The sequence below is a fragment of the Sphingomonas sp. NCPPB 2930 genome (assembly GCF_042867205.1).
Classification (GTDB): Bacteria; Pseudomonadota; Alphaproteobacteria; order Sphingomonadales; family Sphingomonadaceae; genus Sphingomonas.
Window position 1 is genome coordinate 549602 of sequence record NZ_JBHZQU010000001.1, and the last position, 20521, is coordinate 570122.

The 20521-nt window shown below is 68.5% G+C and carries 20 protein-coding genes; 9 read left to right on the forward strand and 11 right to left on the reverse strand.

Annotation, left to right across the window (positions count from 1 at the left end):
• Positions 1–98 precede the first annotated feature (98 nt).
• Both ACFX59_RS02605 and ACFX59_RS02610 read left to right on the forward strand, forming a co-directional pair.
• On the forward strand, positions 99–806 hold the full coding sequence (locus tag ACFX59_RS02605; RefSeq protein ID WP_307100574.1) for a hypothetical protein: 708 nt from the start codon (positions 99–101) through the stop codon (positions 804–806).
• Positions 807–967: 161 nt separating this feature from the next.
• Entirely contained in the window at positions 968–2830 is a 1863-nt protein-coding gene (locus ACFX59_RS02610) for an ABC-F family ATP-binding cassette domain-containing protein (RefSeq protein ID WP_309697140.1), read from the forward strand.
• Positions 2831–3081: 251 nt separating this feature from the next.
• Here the strand turns inward: ACFX59_RS02610 and ACFX59_RS02615 are convergent, their stop codons facing one another.
• Entirely contained in the window at positions 3082–3360 is a 279-nt protein-coding gene (locus ACFX59_RS02615; protein WP_309697142.1) for a DUF3297 family protein, read from the reverse strand.
• 76 nt (positions 3361–3436) lie between these two features.
• Entirely contained in the window at positions 3437–3817 is a 381-nt protein-coding gene (locus ACFX59_RS02620; RefSeq protein ID WP_387429385.1) for a hypothetical protein, read from the reverse strand.
• 140 nt (positions 3818–3957) lie between these two features.
• Here ACFX59_RS02620 and ACFX59_RS02625 point away from each other — a divergent pair, with 140 nt between their 5' ends.
• On the forward strand, positions 3958–4359 hold the full coding sequence (locus ACFX59_RS02625) for an EVE domain-containing protein (protein ID WP_387429622.1): 402 nt from the start codon (positions 3958–3960) through the stop codon (positions 4357–4359).
• A gap of 263 nt (positions 4360–4622) precedes the next feature.
• Here ACFX59_RS02625 and ACFX59_RS02630 read toward each other — a convergent pair whose 3' ends face one another.
• The 4 genes from ACFX59_RS02630 to ACFX59_RS02645 all read right to left on the reverse strand — a co-directional run bounded on the left by ACFX59_RS02630 (position 4623) and on the right by ACFX59_RS02645 (position 8420).
• Entirely contained in the window at positions 4623–5441 is an 819-nt protein-coding gene (locus tag ACFX59_RS02630; RefSeq protein ID WP_387429388.1) for a shikimate 5-dehydrogenase, read from the reverse strand.
• 111 nt (positions 5442–5552) lie between these two features.
• Positions 5553–6620 carry an exo-alpha-sialidase gene (locus ACFX59_RS02635; protein ID WP_387429390.1) on the reverse strand — a complete coding sequence of 356 codons (1068 nt, stop codon included), beginning with the start codon at positions 6618–6620 and terminating at the stop codon, positions 5553–5555.
• 45 nt (positions 6621–6665) lie between these two features.
• Complete coding sequence (locus ACFX59_RS02640; protein ID WP_387429392.1) at positions 6666–7706, reverse strand: NAD(P)H-dependent flavin oxidoreductase; 1041 nt, start codon at positions 7704–7706, stop codon at positions 6666–6668.
• Positions 7707–7712: 6 nt separating this feature from the next.
• On the reverse strand, positions 7713–8420 hold the full coding sequence (locus ACFX59_RS02645; RefSeq protein ID WP_387429395.1) for a c-type cytochrome: 708 nt from the start codon (positions 8418–8420) through the stop codon (positions 7713–7715).
• Between the two features lie 117 nt (positions 8421–8537).
• On the opposite strand from ACFX59_RS02645, the gene ACFX59_RS02650 reads away from it, so the two are divergent.
• A complete protein-coding gene (locus ACFX59_RS02650; protein ID WP_309697154.1) occupies positions 8538–9428 on the forward strand; it encodes a prephenate dehydratase in 891 nt (296 codons plus the stop codon).
• A 23-nt stretch (positions 9429–9451) separates the two neighbouring features.
• On the opposite strand, the gene nudC is transcribed toward ACFX59_RS02650, so the two are convergent.
• The 3 genes from nudC to mutY are packed head-to-tail and all read right to left on the reverse strand — an operon-like array spanning position 9452 to position 12680.
• Positions 9452–10306, reverse strand: a complete 855-nt coding sequence (gene nudC / locus ACFX59_RS02655; protein ID WP_387429399.1) for an NAD(+) diphosphatase — start codon at positions 10304–10306, stop codon at positions 9452–9454.
• Positions 10303–11622 (reverse strand): serine hydrolase domain-containing protein, encoded by a 1320-nt coding sequence (locus ACFX59_RS02660; RefSeq protein WP_387429625.1) that lies wholly within the window; start codon positions 11620–11622, stop codon positions 10303–10305. Before ACFX59_RS02660 ends, nudC begins: the two co-directional genes overlap by 4 nt.
• 8 nt (positions 11623–11630) lie before the next feature.
• Positions 11631–12680 carry an A/G-specific adenine glycosylase gene (gene mutY / locus ACFX59_RS02665; RefSeq protein ID WP_387429402.1) on the reverse strand — a complete coding sequence of 350 codons (1050 nt, stop codon included), beginning with the start codon at positions 12678–12680 and terminating at the stop codon, positions 11631–11633.
• 26 nt (positions 12681–12706) lie between these two features.
• On the opposite strand from mutY, the gene ACFX59_RS02670 reads away from it, so the two are divergent.
• Genes ACFX59_RS02670 through ACFX59_RS02680 form a run of 3 tightly spaced genes read left to right on the forward strand, consistent with a single transcriptional unit; the run spans position 12707 to position 14683 of the window.
• Entirely contained in the window at positions 12707–13222 is a 516-nt protein-coding gene (locus ACFX59_RS02670; RefSeq protein WP_307100596.1) for a DUF721 domain-containing protein, read from the forward strand.
• The gene (locus ACFX59_RS02675) at positions 13222–13917 is read left to right on the forward strand and encodes a thioredoxin domain-containing protein (RefSeq protein ID WP_387429405.1); all 696 of its coding nucleotides are present in this window, start codon (positions 13222–13224) and stop codon (positions 13915–13917) included. Before ACFX59_RS02670 ends, ACFX59_RS02675 begins: the two co-directional genes overlap by 1 nt.
• Positions 13918–13945: 28 nt before the next feature.
• Positions 13946–14683, forward strand: coding sequence for a thioredoxin domain-containing protein (locus ACFX59_RS02680; protein ID WP_354296486.1), 738 nt, complete (start codon positions 13946–13948; stop codon positions 14681–14683).
• Positions 14684–15531: 848 nt separating this feature from the next.
• On the opposite strand, the gene groL is transcribed toward ACFX59_RS02680, so the two are convergent.
• A complete protein-coding gene (groL, locus tag ACFX59_RS02685; RefSeq protein ID WP_307100603.1) occupies positions 15532–17172 on the reverse strand; it encodes a chaperonin GroEL in 1641 nt (546 codons plus the stop codon).
• 50 nt (positions 17173–17222) lie between these two features.
• Positions 17223–17510, reverse strand: a complete 288-nt coding sequence (gene groES / locus ACFX59_RS02690) for a co-chaperone GroES (RefSeq protein ID WP_230483787.1) — start codon at positions 17508–17510, stop codon at positions 17223–17225.
• Between the two features lie 226 nt (positions 17511–17736).
• Here groES and sppA point away from each other — a divergent pair, with 226 nt between their 5' ends.
• Both sppA and ACFX59_RS02700 read left to right on the forward strand, forming a co-directional pair.
• Positions 17737–19701, forward strand: coding sequence for a signal peptide peptidase SppA (gene sppA, locus ACFX59_RS02695; protein ID WP_387429409.1), 1965 nt, complete (start codon positions 17737–17739; stop codon positions 19699–19701).
• 205 nt (positions 19702–19906) lie between these two features.
• Positions 19907–20497 carry a GNAT family N-acetyltransferase gene (locus ACFX59_RS02700; protein ID WP_307100607.1) on the forward strand — a complete coding sequence of 197 codons (591 nt, stop codon included), beginning with the start codon at positions 19907–19909 and terminating at the stop codon, positions 20495–20497.
• Positions 20498–20521 lie beyond the last annotated feature (24 nt).

Below are 20521 nucleotides of genomic sequence, written 5' to 3' on the forward strand. Positions count from 1 at the left end.
CAATCGACGCGACCCCGTGATTTCCATTTGGGTCGGCCCCCAAAAAGCGTTATGTTTCGGGACGCTCGAAAGCCCTACGGGGGAAGGATCGGAACACAATGAAGGTGGTGCGTACCGCGCTGGTCGCCGGCGTGGCTTTTTGGGGGATGGGTGCCGCGGCACCCGCATCGGCACAATTCTTCCTGCAGCCCTATAATTTCCAGGGAAAGCCCGTTCAGGGCGACGAACCCGGCATCGGCCAGCCGCTGCCCGGCGCGACCCCGGCCGAGCTGCGCGCGGGGCTGCTCTGGAACATGCGCGCCGCGCTCAACGTCGCCGCACTGCAATGCCAGTTCGAGCCGACGCTGGCCACGGTCGCCAATTACAATGCGATCCTGAAGGATCATGAGGGCGAGCTGAAGGGCGCGTTCGACACGCTCGGCGCCTATTTCAAGCGCAAGAACAAGACCGTGAAGGAAGGCCAGAACGCGCTCGACCAGTTCGGCACGCGCACCTATGCCAGCTTCTCCTCGGTGTCGGGCCAGCTGGGCTTCTGCCAGACGGCCAGCTCGATCCTGCATCAGGCGGTCTTCACCCCGCGCGGCCATCTGGGCGAGCTGGCGGTCGATCGGATGCAGGAACTGCGCAACAGCCTGGTCCCTTATGGCGAGCAGCGCTTCCCGCGTTATATCGGCCGCGAGCATGTCGCCGTGACCATGCCGCGCCTCGACGCGCTGTGCTGGAACAAGCGGGCCGAATGGGTCGTCAAGAAGTGCGGGCCGCAGAACTGGCCGCCCGCCGGCGCGACCAACCTCGCCGCGCGCTGAACCTTACACCTCCCCGACACGGGGAGGTCGCAGGCCAAAGGCCTGACGGAGGGGTTTCCCCGGCGGTAAGGCAGAGCCGACCTCGCCAGCCGGGACACCCCTCCACCATGTTTCGCATGGTCCCCCTCCCCTTTCGCGCCGGAATTTGCTAGGCGCGCGCCATGCTCAATCTGAATGGCATCACCGTGCGCCTGGGCGGCCGCACGATCCTCGACGGTGCATCCGCCGCGCTCCCCCCCGGCAGCCGGGTCGGCCTGATCGGCCGCAATGGCGCCGGCAAGTCGACGCTCGTCCGCGTGATCGCGGGCCAGTTGGAGGCCGATGACGGCGCGTGCGAAATGCCCAAGGGCGCGCGGCTCGGCTATATCGCGCAGGAAGCGCCCGACGGCACCGCCACGCCGTTCGAGACGGTGCTGGCCGCCGATGTCGAACGCGCCGAGCTGATGGAGCGCAGCGAGACCGAGAGCGATCCCGAAAAGCTGGGCGACATCTACGAACGGCTGATCGCGATCGACGCCTATACCGCGCCCGCGCGCGCCTCCAGCATCCTTCAGGGCCTGGGTTTCGACGAGGCGATGCAGGCGCGCCCGCTGTCCAGCTATTCGGGCGGGTGGAAGATGCGCGTGGCGCTTGCCGCCCTGCTCTTCTCGGCCCCCGATGTGCTGCTGCTCGACGAACCGTCGAACCACCTCGATCTCGAAGCGGTGATGTGGCTGGAGGATTTCCTCAAATCCTATCGCGCGACGATCCTGCTGGTCAGCCATGAGCGCGACTTCCTGAACAATGTCGTCGACCATATCCTGCACCTGCAGGGCGGCAAGGTGACGCTCTACCCCGGCGGTTACGATTCGTTCGAGCGCCAGCGCGCCGAGCGGATGGCGCAGCTCGCCGCCGCCAAGGCGAATCAGGAGGCGCAGCGCGCCAAGCTGCAGGACTATATCGCGCGCAACTCGGCCCGCGCCTCGACCGCCAAACAGGCGCAGAGCCGCGCCAAGATGCTGTCCAAGATGCAGCCGATCGCCGAGATGGCGAACGATCCCTCGCTGTCCTTCGACTTCCCCGATCCCGACCAGCTGCGCCCGCCGCTCATCACGCTGGACCTCGCCAGTGTCGGCTATGCGGAAACGCCGATCCTGAAGCGGCTGAACCTGCGTATCGACCCGGACGACCGGATCGCGCTCCTGGGCCGCAACGGCAACGGCAAGACGACGCTGGCCCGCCTGCTCGCCGCGCAGCTGACGCCGATGGAAGGCGACATGAATTCGTCCGGCAAGATGCGCGTCGGCTATTTCACCCAGTATCAGGTCGAGGAGCTCGACACCGATGATACCGCGCTGGAGCACATGACCCGGATCATGCGCGGCGCGACCCCGGCGGCGGTGCGCGCGCAGCTGGGCCGGTTCGGCTTTTCGGGCGACAAGGCGACGACCAAGGTCGGCAAGCTGTCGGGCGGCGAGCGCGCCCGGCTGGCGCTGGCGCTCATCACCCGCGACGCGCCGCATATGCTGATCCTCGACGAACCGACCAACCACCTCGACGTCGATGCGCGCGAGGCGCTAGTCCAGGCGCTCAACATGTACAAGGGCACCGTCGTGCTGGTCAGCCATGACCGCCACATGCTGGAGATGACCGCCGACCGGCTGGTGCTCGTCGACAACGGCACCGCGAAGGAGTTCGACGGGTCGCTGGACGACTATATCGCCTTCGTGCTGAAGGGCGATGCGGGCCAGGGCGATGCCGCGTCCAAGGCGGACCGCGCGGCCAGCAAGAAGGCCTCGGCCGAGCAGCGCGAACGCTTCAACGCGATGAAAAAGACGCTGCGGGGCATCGAGGACGAGATGGCCAAGCTGACCCGCGAGCGCGATGCGCTGGACAAGGCGATGAACGACCCGGCCTCGGCCGAACCGCGCCATGCCAGGCTGTCGATGGGTGAACTGAACAAGCGCCGCGCCGAGGTGGTCGAGAAACTCGCCGATGCCGAGACGCGCTGGATGGAGGCGGGCGAGGCGATGGAGGCGGCTTGAGCCCGGCCCTCCGTTCGCGTTGCGTGACGTTGAAATGCGGCGGGGGATTCCCTTGGGCTTCGACTTCGCTCAGCCTGAACGGGTGGTTGGGGGCAGATGGTCCATAACGCAGGCCCGTTCCCCGGCGAAGGCCGGGGCCCAGTTACAGCGAAATAGATGGCGCGCTACCCGATGAGTGGGAGGCAACTACACCCCACCCTCGAAGGCACCCAGCAACCGGCCCCCGGCCTTCGCCGGGGTACGGCCGGAAATCAGGCCTCGTCCGAACCTTCGGCGGCGTCTTCGCCAGCGGCCGGGTTCTCGATCCACGCCTCGACCTCGCCGGTCAGCTTCAGGGTCAGCGGGCGGCCATGGCGGTCGACCTTCTTGCCCAACGCGACGCGGATCCAGCCTTCGGAAATGCAATATTCCTCGACGTCGCGGCGTTCGGCGCCCTTGAAGCGGATGCCAACGCCCCGCTGCAGCAGGTCCTGGTCGAAATAGGGGCTGTCCGGGTTGGTGGACAGGCGATCGGGAACGGTATCGGTCATGTCCGCGCCTTAACGCCGAGACGGGCTCGCTGCCAAGAGAAAGCGGCGCCGGAATGATCCGACGCCGCCCTTGGACTTAGTTGCAGACCCGCACCTGGACGTTGCGGCCCCAATAGGGGTCCCAGCGCCAGTCGTTCCAGCAACGCGGCCGATAATCCTGATATTCATAGACCACCGCCGGGGGCGGCGGCGCATAATAGGGATCATAGCCGCGATCGTAATAATAACCGCGATCGACATAGCGCGGCCGGTTGCTGCTGGCGATCGCAGCCCCGACGCCCAGGCCGAGGATGCCGCCGAGCAACGCGCCCGCCACCGCATCGCCGCCGCGATCCCGGTGGTAATAGCCGCCACCCCAGCCACGACCCCAACGCTGCGCCTCGGCGGGTGCCGCTGCGGTCAGCGCGGTCGCGGCCAAGGCGACGCCCAACCCCACTTTCTTCAAAACTCCGTTCATACCGAACCTCCGATACTGATACGCCCGGTCCGCTGATGGCAAAACGCGCCGCTGGCGTCGGTGTTGCGTTCCCTGCCATCATCGGGCTGAATGGACATGGAATGCGGCGTTTAGTCGCGGTTCAGGAGCGCGATACGACCATGGCCCATTGGCTGCTGAAATCGGAGGCGGACAGCTATGGCTGGGACGATCTGGTCCGCGACGGCGCAACCGAATGGGACGGCGTGCGCAACGCCGCCGCCGCCGGGCATCTGCGCGCCATGGCGGTGGGCGACTCGGCGATCTTCTATCACAGCGGCAAGGACAAGGCGGCGGTCGGGATCGTCGCCGTCACCCGCGCCGCGCGCCCCGATGGCGAGGATGGGCGCTGGGTCTCGGTCCAGGTCGCGCCCGACCGGCCGCTTCCCCGCCACGTCACGCTGGCGGCGATGAAGGCGGAGGCCAGGCTGGCCGACCTGCCGATACTGCACCAGTCCCGCCTCTCCGTCTCGCCGGTAGGCGAAGCCGAATGGGCGGTGCTGATGGCGATGGGCGAAATCTAGGGCGGATCTACATTCACGATTGCGTCTTCTTCCCCTCTCCCCTGGAAAGGGGAGAGAGTTAGCGAAGCTTGCCAGCTTGCTGGCTAGCGCAGCTTGGGTGAGGGGTTGAGCGAGCCCATAGGCTCGCGCGCTCGCGAAGCGAGCGCTCACCCCTCACCCAGCTCCGACTAAGCCTTTGCTCTCGCAAAGGCCAAGTCTGCGCAACCCTCTCCCCTCTGCGAGGGGCGAGGGAAGGATAAAGCATGGCTAAATGTCGATCGGCCCTAGCCCAGGCTGCGGGCATAGGCGGCCGCTTCGGCCACCTGGTCGGGGGTGGGACGCAGGCCAGTATAGAGGACGAATTGTTCCAGCGCCTGGATGGTCGCCACCTCGGTGCCGGTGACGATTCGCTTGCCCAGCGCCCCGGCGCTCTTCAGGAACCGCGTCTCGGGCGGATATTGCACCACGTCGAAGGCGATGTCCGCATCGGCGATCATCGCCTCGGGAAAGGCAAGGTCATCTTCATTGCCGCCGGTCATGCCGATCGGCGTGACGTTGATGAGCAGCGGCGCGCCCTCGCCCAATTCGCGCGCCCAGCCAAAACCGTAAAGCTCGGCCAGCCCCCGCCCCGCGGCTTCGTTGCGCGCGACGATGGTGCCGTGCGTGAAACCCGAATCGCGCAGCGCGGCCGCCACCGCCTTGGCCATGCCGCCCGATCCGCGCAGCACGAATGGCGTCGCACGATCGATATCGGCGACCAGTTCGACGACGGCGGCATAGTCGGTATTATATCCGGTCAGCCGCCCGCCATCGTTGACGATCGTGTTGACGCTGTCGATCGCCGCCGCCGACCCGGCGAGCCCGTCGAGCATCGGGATCACCGCTTCCTTGAACGGCATCGAGATCGCACAGCCCCGAATGTCCAGCGCGCGAATCCCCCCGACCGCCGCCGCCAGATCGGTGGTGCTGAACGACTTGTAGACATAGTCGAGCCCGGTCAGCTCATAGAGCCGGTTGTGGAAGCGCGATCCGAAATTGCCGGGCCGCGCCGACAGCGACATGCACAGCCGCGTATCGCGACCGATGGGGGGCTTTGTGGTCATCGCGACGGTGTAGCGGGGTGCGGCGCGGGTGGCACCCCCTTGTTGATTTCGCGGGCGATTTCCGTGGCCTTCGACTTCGCTCCGTTCGGGGCCCCGCTCGGGCCTCCTCCCTTATTTGAGCCGCCTGGGATCGATCACGACATGCCGGATATGCTGCCGGTTCCAGGTATAGGTCACATGAACCAGCCCGTCGCGCGTCTGGATCACCGCCGGATAGGCATAGCCGTCGGGCATCGGCTTGCTCTCCAGCGTCAGCGCATTGTGCCAGCGCACCCCGTCATCGGACAGCCCGATATTGATCGGCCAGCGCGGCCCGTCGCCCGGCGTATCGGGGGCGTGTGCGCTGTGGTTATAGACGATCAGCTGCCGCCCGTCGGCCAGCGTCACCGCATCGGTGCCCGCATTGGGATTGGGCAGGTCGATGGCCGCGATCGGCGACCAGGTGACGCCATTGTCGCGCGACCAGCTCTGCGCCAGCGCGCCCTGCCGCGTCCGCGCGATCAGCTCCAGGCGACCGTCCGGGTGGAAGAGGATGCTGGGCTGGATCGCCTCGATATGCATGGGGCTGGCGATGCGCGGGCCCACCATCCAGCTCTTGCCCTGGTCGGTGCTGCGCTCGATCCGCAGCGACCAGATATTGGCCTCGGCATTGCCCTCCTCGCGGCTGGAGGGGGCGATCCAGCTGCCATCGGCGGCGATCACCGGCTTGTTCTTGATCGGCCCCAGCACGCCCTCGGGCAGCCGCTCGGGACGGGTCCAGGTGCGGCCGCCATCGGTCGAGCGAATCACCATGCCCCACCATTCGCGCGGGTTCGGACCCACCTTGTAGAAGAGCTGGAGCGCGCCGCCCGGCGGCTGGAACAGCACCGGGTTCCAGGTCGGATAGCGTTTGCCGTCCGCGCTGACGCCATCGGCGACGGGCACTGGCGCGGCCCAGCCCTTTGCCCCCCGGCGCGCGAACCAGATGCGGACATCGGGGCGGCTCTCGCCCGACCCGGCGAACCAGGCGGCGGCCAGCGTGCCGTCGGGAAGCTGGACGATCGTGGAGGCATGCGCCTGTGGATAGGGGGCGGCGGCATCGACGAACTCGGACAGCAGGATCGGCGAGCGGCTCTCCGCTGCGGGCAGGGGCGCGGCCGCGACCAGCGCGGGGGCCGCCATCCAAAGCGCGATTCTCACAAACTGTCCCTTTCCGATGCCTGCAATCGTCGGCGCGGATAGACGCTATCGCCGTATCTCGCCAGCGATCGTGCGGACCAGCATGCCCGCCGGCAGGGCGCGGGCCAGCGGAGCCCCCTGCCCGGCCCATTGCGCGCCATAGCCATGCTCGCCCTTCGCGCGGGCGGCGGCGTTCAGCGCCTTTCCGGCGTCATAGGCCCGCGGATAATCGGGCGGCGCGACCGACAAGGTCTCGCCCAGCGCGGTGAAGCGATTGGGCAGGCAGCGCGCGGGCCGCCCGGATATGGCGTGGGTCATGACGCTATGCGCCGCTCCGGGTCCGCTCAGCGCCGCGCGATAGGCGTCATCCGCCGCGCTTTCCGGACAGGCGATGAAGGCAGTGCCCAGCTGCGCCGCCACCGCCCCCAGCGCCAGCGCCGCCGACACGCCCGCCCCATCCATGATCCCGCCCGCCGCAATGACCGGCAGGCGCGTCCGCACCACCAGCATCCGGGTCAGCGCCAGCGTCCCCAGCCGGTCGTCGGGCGCATCCGGGTCGAAGACGCCGCGATGCCCGCCCGCTTCATAGCCTTGCGCGACCAGCGCATCGATGCCCGCATGCTCGGCGGCCCGCGCCTCCGCCAGCGAGGTGACGCTGGCCAGCAGCCGGCATCCCACGCGTTTCAGCGCCGCGATCCGATCGGCACCGGGCAGGCCGAAATGGAAGCTGACCACCGAGGGGCGCGTCGCGACCAGCAGCGCCAGCATCGCGTCATCCTCGGCAAAGCTGGCATAGATGGTGCGCAAGGCCAGCGGCGGGGCGGCGTCCTGTTCGGCGAAGACGGGCCGCAATGCCTCGCGCCAGGCCGCCTCCCGCTCGGGATCGGGGCGAGGCGGCGCATGGACGAAGAGATTGACGTTGAAGGGGCGCGGCGTTCGGCCCCGCGTCTCGGCGATCATGGCGGCGGCACTGGCGGCATCGCTCGCCCCCAGGGCGACCGCGCCGAGGCCGCCCGCCTCTCCGACTGCCGCCGCCATGGCGGGCGTCGACACCCCCGCCATCGGCGCTTGCAGGATCGGCGGATCGAGGTTCAGGCCGGGCAGCATTCCCGGTCAGCGCGGCGCCTTGGCCCCCTCCACCGCCGCCTGCGGATCGACCGAGGGCGCGCCCCGTGCGGGCGTGCCGGTATTGGCGATCGACCCGGTATCGCCGCGCGGATCCTCCTCGACCCGGTTGACCGCCGCATCGGCGCCGTTGGCGGGGGCGTCGCCCGTCGCCGGTTCCTTGGCGGCCGGCGCGGCGGGCAGCGGCAGGTTCGATCCCTGCTGGTTGAGATAGAGGATCACGTTCGCGCGGTCCTGCGGATTGGACAGCCCGGCAAAGGTCATCTTGGTGCCGGGCGCGAATTTGCGCGGCGACGTCAGCCACGCGTTCATCTTGTCCCAGTCCCATGTGCCGCCGACCGCCTTCAGCGCATCGGAGAAGGCGAAGCCCGCCTTGCCCTGCGCGATGGCCTCTCCCATGGTGGCATAGAGGTTGGGACCGATCCCGTTCGCGCCGCCCTGGTTGATCGTGTGGCAGGCGGCGCATTTCTTGAAGACTTCGGCGCCCTTGGCCGCATCGGCGGTCGGCAACAGCGAGGCGATCGGCACCTCGGCGGCGCCCCCGCCCGATCCCTCGGCCTCGACGCCCTCGATCGCATAGCCCATTTTCTCGGGACGCTCGTCGTGGAAGATCATGCCGCCGACGATCGAAAGGCCCAATGCGACGCCTGCCGCGCCCAGCACCCATCCCGCGATCGTATTGGTCTTTAGGTCCATCGCTTTTCGCTGCCCCGCCAATATCTCTCCTGAACGCAGACCTTAGGTGCGGCTTTCGCGGACGGCAAGTTTTGCTTCCCTTGATCGCATGGCGCCCGCGCTTTAGGCCGCTGGCCCATGGAAAATTATGCCGCCCCCGCCCGCCCGATCGTCGCGGCGATGACCGAGGCCGCGCTGGCCGAACCCGCGCGCGCGGTCGCCTTTCAGGGTGCGCCGGGCGCCAACAGCCATGTCGCGGCGGTGGAGGCCTTTCCGGACGGCCTGCCGCTGCCCTGTTTCGACTTTGCCGACGCGCTGGATGCGGTGAAGAGCGGCAAGGCCGACCGCGCGATCATCCCGATCGAGAATTCGCTGCACGGGCGCGTCGCCGACATCCATTTCCTGCTGCCCGAATCCGGGCTGGCGATCGTCGGGGAGCATTTCCTGTCGATCCGCCACGCCCTGATGGCGACGGGCGGCCGCGAGGGGCTGGTCGAGGCGATGAGCCATCCGCAGGCGCTGGGCCAATGCCGCCACTGGCTGCGCGCGCATGGGATTCGCCCGATCGCCTATGCCGATACGGCGGGCGCGGCGGCGCGGGTGGCGGAGATGGGCGACGCCAGCATCGCCGCGCTCGCCCCGCCGCGCGCCGCCGAGCTGTACGGCCTGAACCTGCTGGCCGAGGATGTTTCGGACGGCGACCGCAACATGACCCGCTTCGTGGTGCTGGCGCGCGGCGGCCAGCCGCCGGTGGGCGACGGTCCGTGGATGACCAGCCTGATCTTCGAGGTGAAGAACATCCCCGCCGCGCTCTACAAGGCGATGGGCGGCTTTGCGACCAACGGCGTCAACATGACCAAGCTGGAAAGCTATCAGCGCGGCGGCAGCTTCGCGGCGACCGAATTCTATTGCGACGTGGTCGGCAAGCCGGGCGACCCCGCCTTCGACCGCGCGATCGAGGAACTGGGCTTCCACAGCAAATGGATGCGGGTGCTGGGCACCTACGCCCAGGCACGCCAGCGCGGCTGAAATCCTCCCCGTACCGGGGAGGATTATCGGGCCCACGCCTCCAACAGCGTATGCGCGATGGCATAAGTGGGCGGCACGCCGAACCTGGACGCATCCCCTGCCAGCGCGGCGCGCACCTCGTCCCGCGACACCCAGATCGCGTCCTCCAGCTCGGTCGTGTCGATCGCCAGCCGGTCGTCCAGCGCCGTCGCGACACAGGCGATCATCAGCGACGAAGGGAAGGGCCAGGGCTGGCTGGCGATATAGCGGACGTCGCGCACCCGCACGCCCGCTTCCTCGAACAGCTCGCGCGCGACCGCTTCCTCGATCGATTCGCCGGGTTCCAGAAACCCCGCCAGCGCCGAATAGCGCCCCGGCGGAAAGGCGGGCTGGCGGCCGAGCAGCGCGCGCCCGTCATGCTCGGCGATCATGATGACCACCGGATCGACTCGCGGGAAATGCTCGGTGCCGCACGCCGGGCAGCGCCGTCCCCAGCCCGCGCGGAACGGCGCGGTCGCCGCGCCGCAGCGCGCGCAAAAGCCGTGCCGGGCATGCCAGTCGAGCACCGAGCGCGCCGCCGCATAGGTCGCCGCCTCGCCCGCCGCCAGTGCGTGGAGCGCCGCGATCATCTCGACCGAGCGCCCCGCGGCCGGTTCCGCCACCAGCCGAGCGAAATGCGGCACGCCGTCCTCGATGCCCAGCAGGACATGATCCTCCGGCCGGGCGTCGGGGGCGATGGCGGTCCAGCCCAGGCGTCCCTCGGCCATGACCGGCTGATATTCGTTCAGGATCAGCAGCCGTGCCGCCGGATCGGCCAGCGCCGCCGCGAAACCCGGTTCGTCATGACGCAGCGGATCGGCGCGGTCGAGTCGCCCGCCGGTAAAGCCCAGTCCGTTCATCGACGCGGCGCCCCCAGATCCTGGTACAATGCCGCCGCCAGATCGCGCCGCAACGGATAGCGGTCCGCCGGGAAGTAATTGACCATGACGGTCCCGCGCATGTGGCGGCTGGGGTCGACAAAGGCGATGGTGCCCGCCGCGCCGCCCCAGCCATAGGTGCCCTTGCCCGGACCGCCCGGCGTATCGGCCAGCGTCACCGACCCGCCCGCGCCGAAGCCGGTCGGCACCTCGCCCGCGCTGCCCCCGGTCGTGCCCGAAACCGAGCCATAGGTGACGCCCGGCGGCAGCAGGTTCGACATGGCCAGCTTGACCGTCTCGGCCTTCATCACGCGGACGCCGTCCACCTCCCCGCCATTCTGGAGCATCTGGAGGAACCGGTCATAGTCGCGCGCCGACATGACCAGCCCCGCCCCGCCATAGGGAAAGCTGGGCGGCTGGCGAAAGACCGAGCCCGCCGCCGGATCAAGCGGCACCAGCTGGTCGCCGATGAAGGTGTAATTGGTCGCCAGCCGGTTCGCCGCCGAGGCCGGGACCTGCCAATAGCTGGACGTCATCCTGAGCGGGGCGAACAGCCGCGTCTGGACGAACCGCTCGAACGGCATGCCCGACACCTTCTCGACCACGGCCGCCAACACGTCGAGGCCGATCGAATAGCTCCATTTGGTCCCCGGCTCGGCGATCAGCGGCAGGGTCGCGACGCGCTCGGCGAATTGCTGGAGGCTGGCGGGGCGGGTCGGCCGCACCTTGGCCTCGACCTGCGCATTGGCCGCGAAGGGCACGATGCCGAGCCGCTCATATTCCTGAAGCAGCGGCCCCTTCGTGACGATGCTGTATCCCAGCCCCGCCGTATGGGTCATCAGCTCGCGGATGGTGATCGGCCGGGTCGCAGGCCGGGTTTCCAGCGAATGCTCCGGATCGGTCAGCACCCGCATCCGCGCATAGGCCGGATAGATGTCGGACAGCGGCTGGTCGAGCTTCAGCCGCCCCTCCTCGATCAGCATCATCGCGGCCATCGCGGTGATCGGCTTGGTCATCGAATAGACCCGCCACAGCGTGTCCGGCCCGGCGGCGGGCGCGTTCGGCTCCAGGCCGGTCCGCCCTGCCGAGACGAAGACGGTCGGCTGTCCCTGCATCCCCAGCGCGGCGACGATGCCGGGCATCTTGCCGGTGCGGACATAGCTGTCGAACAGGGCCTGGGTCGCGGGCAGCCGGGTCGCCGCCGCCATCGACGCGCGGGGCGGTGCCGCGAGCTGGGCCGGGGCGGCGGTCGCCAGCAGGGTCATCGCCACCCCGCCCGTCATCATCATTCGGCGCATCATCGGCATCAGGTCCTTTTCAACAGATCGGCCGCCCGCGCGAACAGCGTGGGGAGCCCGGCGGTTCCCAGATCGGCGACCGGCCACCATTCCCCCGCCGCCGCGTCCTCGGGCCGCCCTTCGCTCCGGGCGAGCGCGAGTTCCAGCTCGAAATGGGTGAAGCCATGCACGACCGTCTCGTTCAACATCGTCCAAGGCCCCTTGCCCGGTGCCTCGGCCAGACCCGGCCGTTCGTCGCTCCATGGCCCGGTCGGCAGCGCTCGCATGCCGCCCAGCATCCCCTTGTCCGGGCGGCGGACCAGCCAGACCCGCCCTTCCTGCTCGATCCAGAAGACGGTGCCGTGACGATAGGGACGTTTTTTCTTGGGCGCCTTGGCGGGAAGCGTCTCAGCAATCCCTTGCGCGCGGGCATCGCAATCGACCGCCAGGGGGCAGAGCAGGCATTGCGGCTTCTTCACCGTGCAGATCGCGGAGCCAAGGTCCATCATCGCCTGCGCGAAGTCGCCCGCGCGGGCGTCGGGTGTGATTCGGTCGGTCGCGGCGCGGATCGCGGGCCGCGCGGCGGGCAGCGGCGTGTCGATCGCGAACAGCCGGGCGACGACGCGCTCGACATTGGCATCGACCACCACCGCGCGCTCGCCGAACGCGATCGCCGCCACCGCCGCCGCCGTATAGGCCCCGAGTCCCGGCAGGTCGCGAAGCGCCGCCTCCGTCGCCGGGAAACGCCCGCCATGCTCCGCCACGACCGCCCGCGCGGCCTTCACCAGATTGCGCGCACGGGCATAATAGCCCAGCCCCGCCCAGGCGGCCATGATGTCCTCGTCGGGCGCGGCGGCCAGGCTGGCGACGTCGGGCCAGCGTTCGACCCAGGCGGTGAAGCGCGGCGCGACCGCCGCCACCGTCGTCTGTTGCAGCATCACCTCCGACAGCCAGACCCGGTACGGATCGGGCGTCTCCCCCGGCTTGCTGCGCCAGGGCAGGTCGCGGGCATGACGGTCGTACCAGGCGAGCAGCCGGGCGGCGGGATTGTCGGGCGATGATGAAGGCTTGGCGTCCACCGGCCCGCTATGGCATGGAGCGCGACATGAGCAAGCGCGTCCGCGCCCCCCAGGAGCCGCCCCCCCGTTCCAACCGCCCCCGCGCGGTGTCCGAACTGCTGCCCGCCATCGGCGGCGCGGCCTTTCGTCGTTTCGGCTTCGTGCAGAGCGCGATCGTCAGCCGCTGGCCCGATATCGTCGGCCCGCGCCTGTCGACCGCCAGCGCCCCCGAATCGATCCGCTTTCCGCAGGGCGAGAAGCAGAATGGCGTGCTGACCCTGGTCGTGCGCGGGGCCCATGCCCCGATGATGCAGCATATCGCACCCGAGATCATCGAGCGGGTGAACCGCTTCTTCGGCTATCCGGCGGTCGCGCGGTTGCAGATCCGGCAGGGCGAGCTGCCGATGGGCGCGCCCCGCCGCCCCGCCCGCCCCAAGCCCCAGCCGGTGCCGCCGGAGATGGGCGACGGCCTGCGCCAGATCGCCGACCCGGAGCTTCGCGCGGTGCTCGAATCGCTGGCCGCGGGCGTCGCGGCGACGCGCGGCATTCCCAAGGTATCGTGATGCGCCTTTTCCTGTCGCTGGCCGCGCTCGGCCTTTCGCTTCCCGCCACCAGCGCCGTCGAGGCGGCCCAGGCGCAGCGCAAGACCGACTGGACGACCCATATCACCCAGACGCCGACGGGCGCCTATGTCATCGGCAATCCGGCGGCGCGGGTGAAGCTGGTCGAATATGTCAGCTATACCTGCCCGCATTGCGCCGCCTTCATCAACAGCTCGGGCGCGGTGCTGAAGGGGCAGATGGTCAGGTCGGGCTCGACCAGCATCGAGCTGCGCCATTACATCTTCAACCGGATCGACCTGGCGGCCGCGCTGATCGCGCGGTGCGGCGGCGCGGCGAAATTCGCCGGGCTGACCGACACGCTGTTCGCGCAGCAGAAGACGTGGCTGGCGCGCGGCATGGAGTTCGAACAGGCCAATGGCCAGCGGATCGGCATGTATCCGGCGGCGGCGCAGATGCGCGCGATCGCCGATGGCGCGGGGCTGACCGGAATCGGCCGGAGCGCCGGGCTGACCGATGCGCAGATCACCGCCTGCCTGTCGGATCGCGCCGCCACCGACCGGATCGTCGCGATGACCAGCTCTGCCCCCAAGACCCTGGAGGGCACGCCCGGCTTCTTCATCAACGGTCGCCAGGCGACGGGTGTCTTCACCTGGGAACGCCTGTTGCCGCTGTTGCGCGCGGCCGGCGCCCGCTGATCCCCCTTTTCTCTCGGAGCATTTGTCGATGAAGTCTCGTCTCCTCCTTCTCGCCCTGCCTCTCGCGCTGGCCGCCTGCGGTGGCGGCGGCGACGCCAACAGCAGCGCCCCCGCCGCCTCGCCGGTCGCGGCGGTCCCCGCGCCTGCGGGCAAGGACTGGACCCAGGTCGTCAGCAAGACCGGCGAAGGCTTCGTGATGGGCAACCCCAATGCCCCGATCAAGCTGGTCGAATATGGCTCGCGCCTGTGCCCCGCCTGCGGCGCCTTCGCGCGGGAAGGCTATGAGCCGCTGACGAATGATTACGTCAAGTCGGGCAAGGTCAGCTGGGAATTCCGCGAATTCCTGATCCACGGCGCGCCCGACCTGCCGCCCGCGCTGCTCGGCATCTGCGCGGGCGAGGCGACCTTCTTCCCGATCCTGGAACAGATGTACCAGTCGCAGCAGGGCTTCAACGACAAGCTCCAGGCGATGAGCCCCGAGCAGCAAAAGGCGTTGCAGAACGCCAAGCCGGTCGACGTGATCAAGGCGCTGGCCGACCAGATGGACCTGATCAACTTCGTCAAGCAGCGCGGCATCCCCGAAGCCAAGGCGCGCGCCTGCCTCAGCAACATGCTGGAGATCGACCGCCTGACCAAGCAGACCCAGGATCGCGGGGCCGACGGCACGGTGACGGGCACCCCGACCTTCATCCTGAACGGCAAGCCGCTTCAGGGCGCGATCACCTGGAAGGACGTCCAGGCGGCGCTGAAGAACGCGGGCGCGTAAGCGCGGCATTCGCGGTTCGTGAAGGGCGGTCGGGCGAAGGCTCGGCCGCCCTTTTTCGTGTCCACGCCTCCTGCTCCCCGGCGAAGGCCGGGGCCCAGTCGCCCCGTAGTCGCTGGCGCGCGGACGGCTTCATGGGAGGCGTTTGCGACGCGCCGGCTTGAGCCTCCCACGCGACGCCGGGAGCCATCTCGATCGCATCGTAACTGGGCCCCGGCCTTCGCCGGGGAACGGGGCCTTTCAAGGCTCTCCCCTACCCCCGTTCGCACTGAGCGAAGTCGAAGTGCATGCCCTGCCATCTCCGCGAACGGATTCTCATGGCCTTCGACTACGCTCAGGCTGAACGGAGGGAAGGATGTGGGATCGCGCCGACACTCCCCACCCCCGTTCGCACTGAGCGAAGTCGAGGTGCACGCCCCGCCATCTTCGCGAAGGCATTCCCGTGGCCTTCGACTGCGCTCAGGCTGAACGGAGGGAAGGATGTAGGATGGTGCCGACGCTCCCCCCGTTCGCACTGAGCGAAGTCGAAGTGCACGCCCCGCCATCTCCGCGAGGGGATCCCGTGGCCTTCGACTGCGCTCAGGCTGAACGGAGGGCAGATTGTGGGATGGCGCCGACGCTCCCCCACGCCCGTTCGCACTGAGCGAAGTCGAAGTGCACGTACCGCCATCTCCGCGAGGGGATTCCCGGCCTTCAACTGCGCGCAGGCTGAACGGAGCTCAGGACCATGAAGCAGACACAAAAAAGGGCCCGGGAATCGCTCCCCGGGCCCTTTCTGTTGGCTGTGCCGCAAGGACAGGCCGGTCCGGTTCCCGGCGAGGCGCAAGCCCCGCCGGTCGCCGACATCCGACTTAGAAGTCCATGCCGCCCATGCCGCCCATGCCGCCACCGGCGGGCATGGCGGGCTTGTCTTCGGGCAGCTCGGCCACGGTGGCTTCCGTGGTGATGAGCAGGCCCGCGACCGACGCCGCGTTCTGGAGCGCGGTGCGCACGACCTTGGTCGGGTCGATGACGCCGGCGGCGACCAGGTTCTCGTACGTGTCGGTCGACGCGTTGAAGCCGAACGAGGTGTCGTTCTGGTCGAGCAGCTTGCCCGACACGACCGCACCGTCATGACCCGCGTTCTGAGCGATCTGGCGAACCAGCGCGGTCAGCGACTTGCGAACGATGTCGATACCGCGGGTCTGGTCGTCGTTGACGCCCTTGACGCCGTCCAGCGCCTTGGTCGCGTACAGCAGCGCCGTACCACCGCCGGGGACGATGCCCTCTTCGACGGCCGCGCGGGTCGCGTGCAGCGCGTCGTCGACGCGGTCCTTGCGCTCCTTCACCTCGACCTCGGTCGCACCGCCGACCTTGATGACGGCCACGCCGCCAGCGAGCTTGGCCAGACGCTCCTGGAGCTTCTCGCGGTCGTAATCGCTGGTGGTGTTCTCGATCTGCGCACGGATCGCCTCGGTGCGGCCCTTGATCGCGTCGGCATCACCCGCACCATCGACGATGGTGGTGTTGTCCTTGTCGATCGTGACGCGCTTGGCGGTGCCCAGCATGCCGACGGTGACGGTCTCGAGCTTGATGCCCAGGTCTTCCGAGATCAGCTCGCCCGCGGTCAGGATCGCGATGTCTTCCAGCATCGCCTTGCGACGATCGCCGAAGCCCGGTGCCTTGACCGCTGCGACCTTCAGGCCGCCGCGCAGCTTGTTGACGACGAGCGTGGCGAGCGCCTCACCCTCGATATCCTCGGCGATGATCAGGAGCGGACGGCCCGACTGGACGACGGCTTCCAGGATCGGGAGCATCGCCTGCAGGTTCGACAGCTTCTTCTCGTGGATCAGGATGTACGGGTCGTTGAGTTCGACCGTCATCTTCTCCGGGTTGGTGATGAAGTAGGGCGACAGGTAACCACGGTCGAACTGCATGCCCTCGACGACGTCGAGTTCGAATTCGAGGCCCTTGGCCTCCTCGACGGTGATGACGCCTTCCTTGCCGACCTTTTCCATGGCCTCGGCGATCTTCTCGCCGACTTCACGGTCGCCGTTCGCCGAGATGATGCCGACCTGGGCAACTTCCTGGCTGCCCGAGACGGGCTTCGAGCGCGACTTGATGTCCTCGGTCACCTTGGCGACGGCGATGTCGATGCCGCGCTTCAGGTCCATCGGGTTCATGCCGGCCGCAACCGACTTCATGCCCTCGCGGACGATCGCCTGAGCGAGGACGGTCGCGGTGGTGGTGCCGTCACCGGCGATGTCGTTGGTCTTCGACGCCACTTCGCGCACCATCTGGGCGCCCATGTTCTCGAACTTGTCCTTGAGTTCGATTTCCTTGGCGACCGAGACGCCGTCCTTGGTGATGCGGGGCGCACCGAACGACTTGTCGATCACGACGTTGCGGCCCTTCGGCCCCAGCGTGACCTTGACGGCATCGGCGAGGATGTCGACGCCCTTCAGAATGCGCTCACGCGCGTCGCGCGAAAACTTGACTTCCTTGGCTGCCATGGTGGCTACCCTTTCAATAGAATGTCAGAAAAACGGGAGAAGGATCAGGCTCAGCCGATGATGCCGAGAATGTCCGATTCCTTCATGATGAGCAGGTCTTCACCGTTCACCTTGACCTCGGTGCCCGACCACTTGCCGAACAGGATGCGGTCGCCCGCCTTCACGTCCAGCGGGGTCAGCTTGCCGTCTTCGGCCTTCGCGCCCGAACCGGCGGCGACAACCTCGCCCTCCTGGGGCTTTTCCTTGGCGGTGTCGGGGATGATGATCCCACCGGCCGTCTTTTCCTCGGCCTCGACGCGACGGACGAGAACGCGGTCGTGCAACGGACGAAAGTTCATTGCCATGTCCCTTTATCTGGCATGTTACACTTTTCTGGCACTCGAGCCATGCGAGTGCCAACGCCACCGGATATGTGAACGCCGGTTCAGGCCGTCAACGACCCCCATCAAAAAATTTCGACCGGCCGCCCCGAAAGGGGGAACAAAATCGCGGTGCGGCGGCGTCCGTATTGGGTGGCTAATACGGACCATTGCCGCGCCTTCGCGGCTGGGGTAGCGATGGGGAATGACCGACGCTCGCGCAGACGCTCTTCCGCCCGCCTCTCCCCTCGACCAGGATTTCAGCCGACCGGGACGCAAGCCGGGCAAGCGCAGCGGCTGGCGCATCCTGAAGGCGGCGTGGCGGCTGCTGGTCGGGATCAAGGATTTCCTGGTCCTGGCGGCGATGCTGCTGTTCTTCGGCCTGATCTTCGCCGCGCTCAACGCACGGCCGGGGACCAAGGCGATCACCGACGGCGCGCTCCTCCTCAAGCTGGACGGCCCGATCGTCGAGCAGCCCGAGACGATCGCGCCGCTCGCCATGCTGTCGGGGCGCAGCGTCCCGCACGAATATCGCCTGCGCGATCTGGTGCGCGCGATCGATACGGCCAAGGATGACGGCCGGGTCAAGGTGCTGGTCCTCGACCTCGACAGCTTCGGCGGCGCGTACCCGGCCAGTCTCCAGGAGGTTAGCGACGCGATCCAGCGATTCCGCAAGGGCGGCAAGCCGGTGCTGGCCTATGCCACCGCCTATACCGACGGCGCCTATCGCCTGGCCGCGAACGCCAGCGAGATCTGGGTCAACCCGCTGGGCGGCACGCTGTTCGCGGGGCCGGGCGGCAACCAGCTCTATTACAAGGGCCTGATCGACAAGCTGGGCGTCAACGCGCATGTCTACCGCGTCGGCAAGTTCAAGTCCTTCGTCGAACCCTATATCCGCGCCGACCAGAGCCCCGAGGCGCGCGCGGCGTCGCAGGCGCTGTACGGCACGCTGTTCGCCCAGTGGCGCGAGGGCGTCGCCAAGGCGCGGCCCAAGGCGCAGATCGACAGCTTCCTGGCCCAGCCCGACCGTGCGGTGCTGGCCGCGAACGGCAGCATCGCCGATGCGAACCTGAAGGCCGGTCTGGTCGACAGGCTGGGTGACAAGCTGGCCTTCGGCAAGCGCGTCGCCGAGATTGCGGGCGCCGATGCGAGCAAGCCCGCAGGCAGCTTCCGGACCATCTCCTACGCCTCCTGGGTCCGTGCCCATCCCCTGCCGACGCAAGGCGACGCGATCGGCGTGCTGACCATCGCGGGCAATATCGTCGATGGCGAGGCAGGCCCCGGCACCGCGGCAGGCGATACGATCGCCAAGGCGCTGCTCGACGGGCTGGCCAAGAAGAAACTGAAGGCGCTGGTCGTCCGCGTCGCCTCGCCCGGTGGCTCGGTGCTGGCCTCCGAGCAGATTCGCCAGGCGATCCTGGAGGCCAAGCGCCAGAAGCTGCCCGTCATCGTGTCGATGGGCGGCCTGGCCGCGTCGGGCGGCTATTGGGTCTCGACCCCCGCCGACCTGATCTTCGCCGAGCCGGGCACGATCACCGGGTCGATCGGCATCTTCGGGCTGATCCCCTCGTTCGAGAACACGCTGGCCAAGATCGGCATCACCACCGACGGGGTGAAGACCACGCCGCTGACCGGCCAGCCCGACGTGCTGGGCGGCTTCACCCCGATGCTCGACACCATCCTCCAGGCGGGGATCGAGAATGGCTATCGCCAGTTCCTGACCCGCGTCGCCGAGTCGCGCCACATGTCGGTGGAAAAGGTCGACACCATCGCGCAGGGACGCGTGTGGGACGGCGGCACCGCGCGGCAGATCGGGCTGGTCGACCGGTTCGGCACCCTGTCCGACGCGATCGCCGAGGCCGCGCGCCGCGCCAAGCTGGACCCCGCCAAGGTCCATGCCGAATATCTGGAGAAGAAGCCGGGCTTCGCCGCGACGCTGGCCGAAGGGTTCGACAGCGACGATGACGACACGCAGCAGGGCGGCGACGTGTTCGCCATCGCGGCGGCGGAGCGTCGCGCGGTCGCGGCTCGCGCGCTGGGCGATGTCGCGCGGCTGGCGCGCGGCGGGTCGGTGCAGGCGCGCTGCCTGGAATGCGGCGGCCTGGGTCCGGTGGGCTCGGTCAGCGACGAGCGGCTGCTCGACCTGCTGATCGCGCGGCTGGGGTTGTGAGCTGATCCGCCACCTCCGTTCAGCCTGAGCGAAGTCGAAGGCCAGGGGAAAGCCTTTGCCCCTATGTGGGGCGTGCACTTCGACTTCGCTCAGTGCGAACGGGGCCTGGGATTGTGGCGTTCCCAATACGGCGCGCGGGAATCGGGGCTTTCCGAACGGCGCATCCGCGCGCTAGGCAGGCCTATCGTTTCAGGAGACGCCCCCCATGATCGCCATTCGCGCCGCCCGCCCCGATGACGCCGCCGCCATCGCCGCCATCTATGCGCCGCATGTGCTGGCGGGCGTGGTGTCCTTCGAGACGCAGGCGCCCGATGCCGATGCGATGCGCGCGCGGATGGAGGGCGCGGACGGGCTGTATCCGTGGATCGTCGCCACGCTGAGCGACGAGGCGGGCCGCGAGGATGCGGTGATCGGCTATGCCTATGCCGCGCGCTTCCGCGAGCGCGAAGCGTATCGCTGGGTGGTGGAGACGACCATCTATGTCGCCGACGTGTCGCAGCGCGCGGGCGTCGGACGGCTGCTCTACGAGGCGCTGGTCGACACGCTGACCGCGCAGGGCTTCACCCAGGCGATGGGCGTGATCGCGCTGCCCAATGACGGATCGATCAAGCTGCACGAGGCGGTCGGCTTCCGCCGCGCGGGCGTCTTCCGCGAGGTCGGCCACAAGCATGGCCGCTGGATCGATGTCGGCTATTGGCAGCGCGAACTGGCCCAGCCCGTGCCCCAGCCCGCCGAGCCCCGGCGCTTCGCCGATGTCGGCGTGGTGCGCGATCCGGTGGCGGTGAAGCACCGCTGACCCACCCGCCGCGTGTCGCCCGCC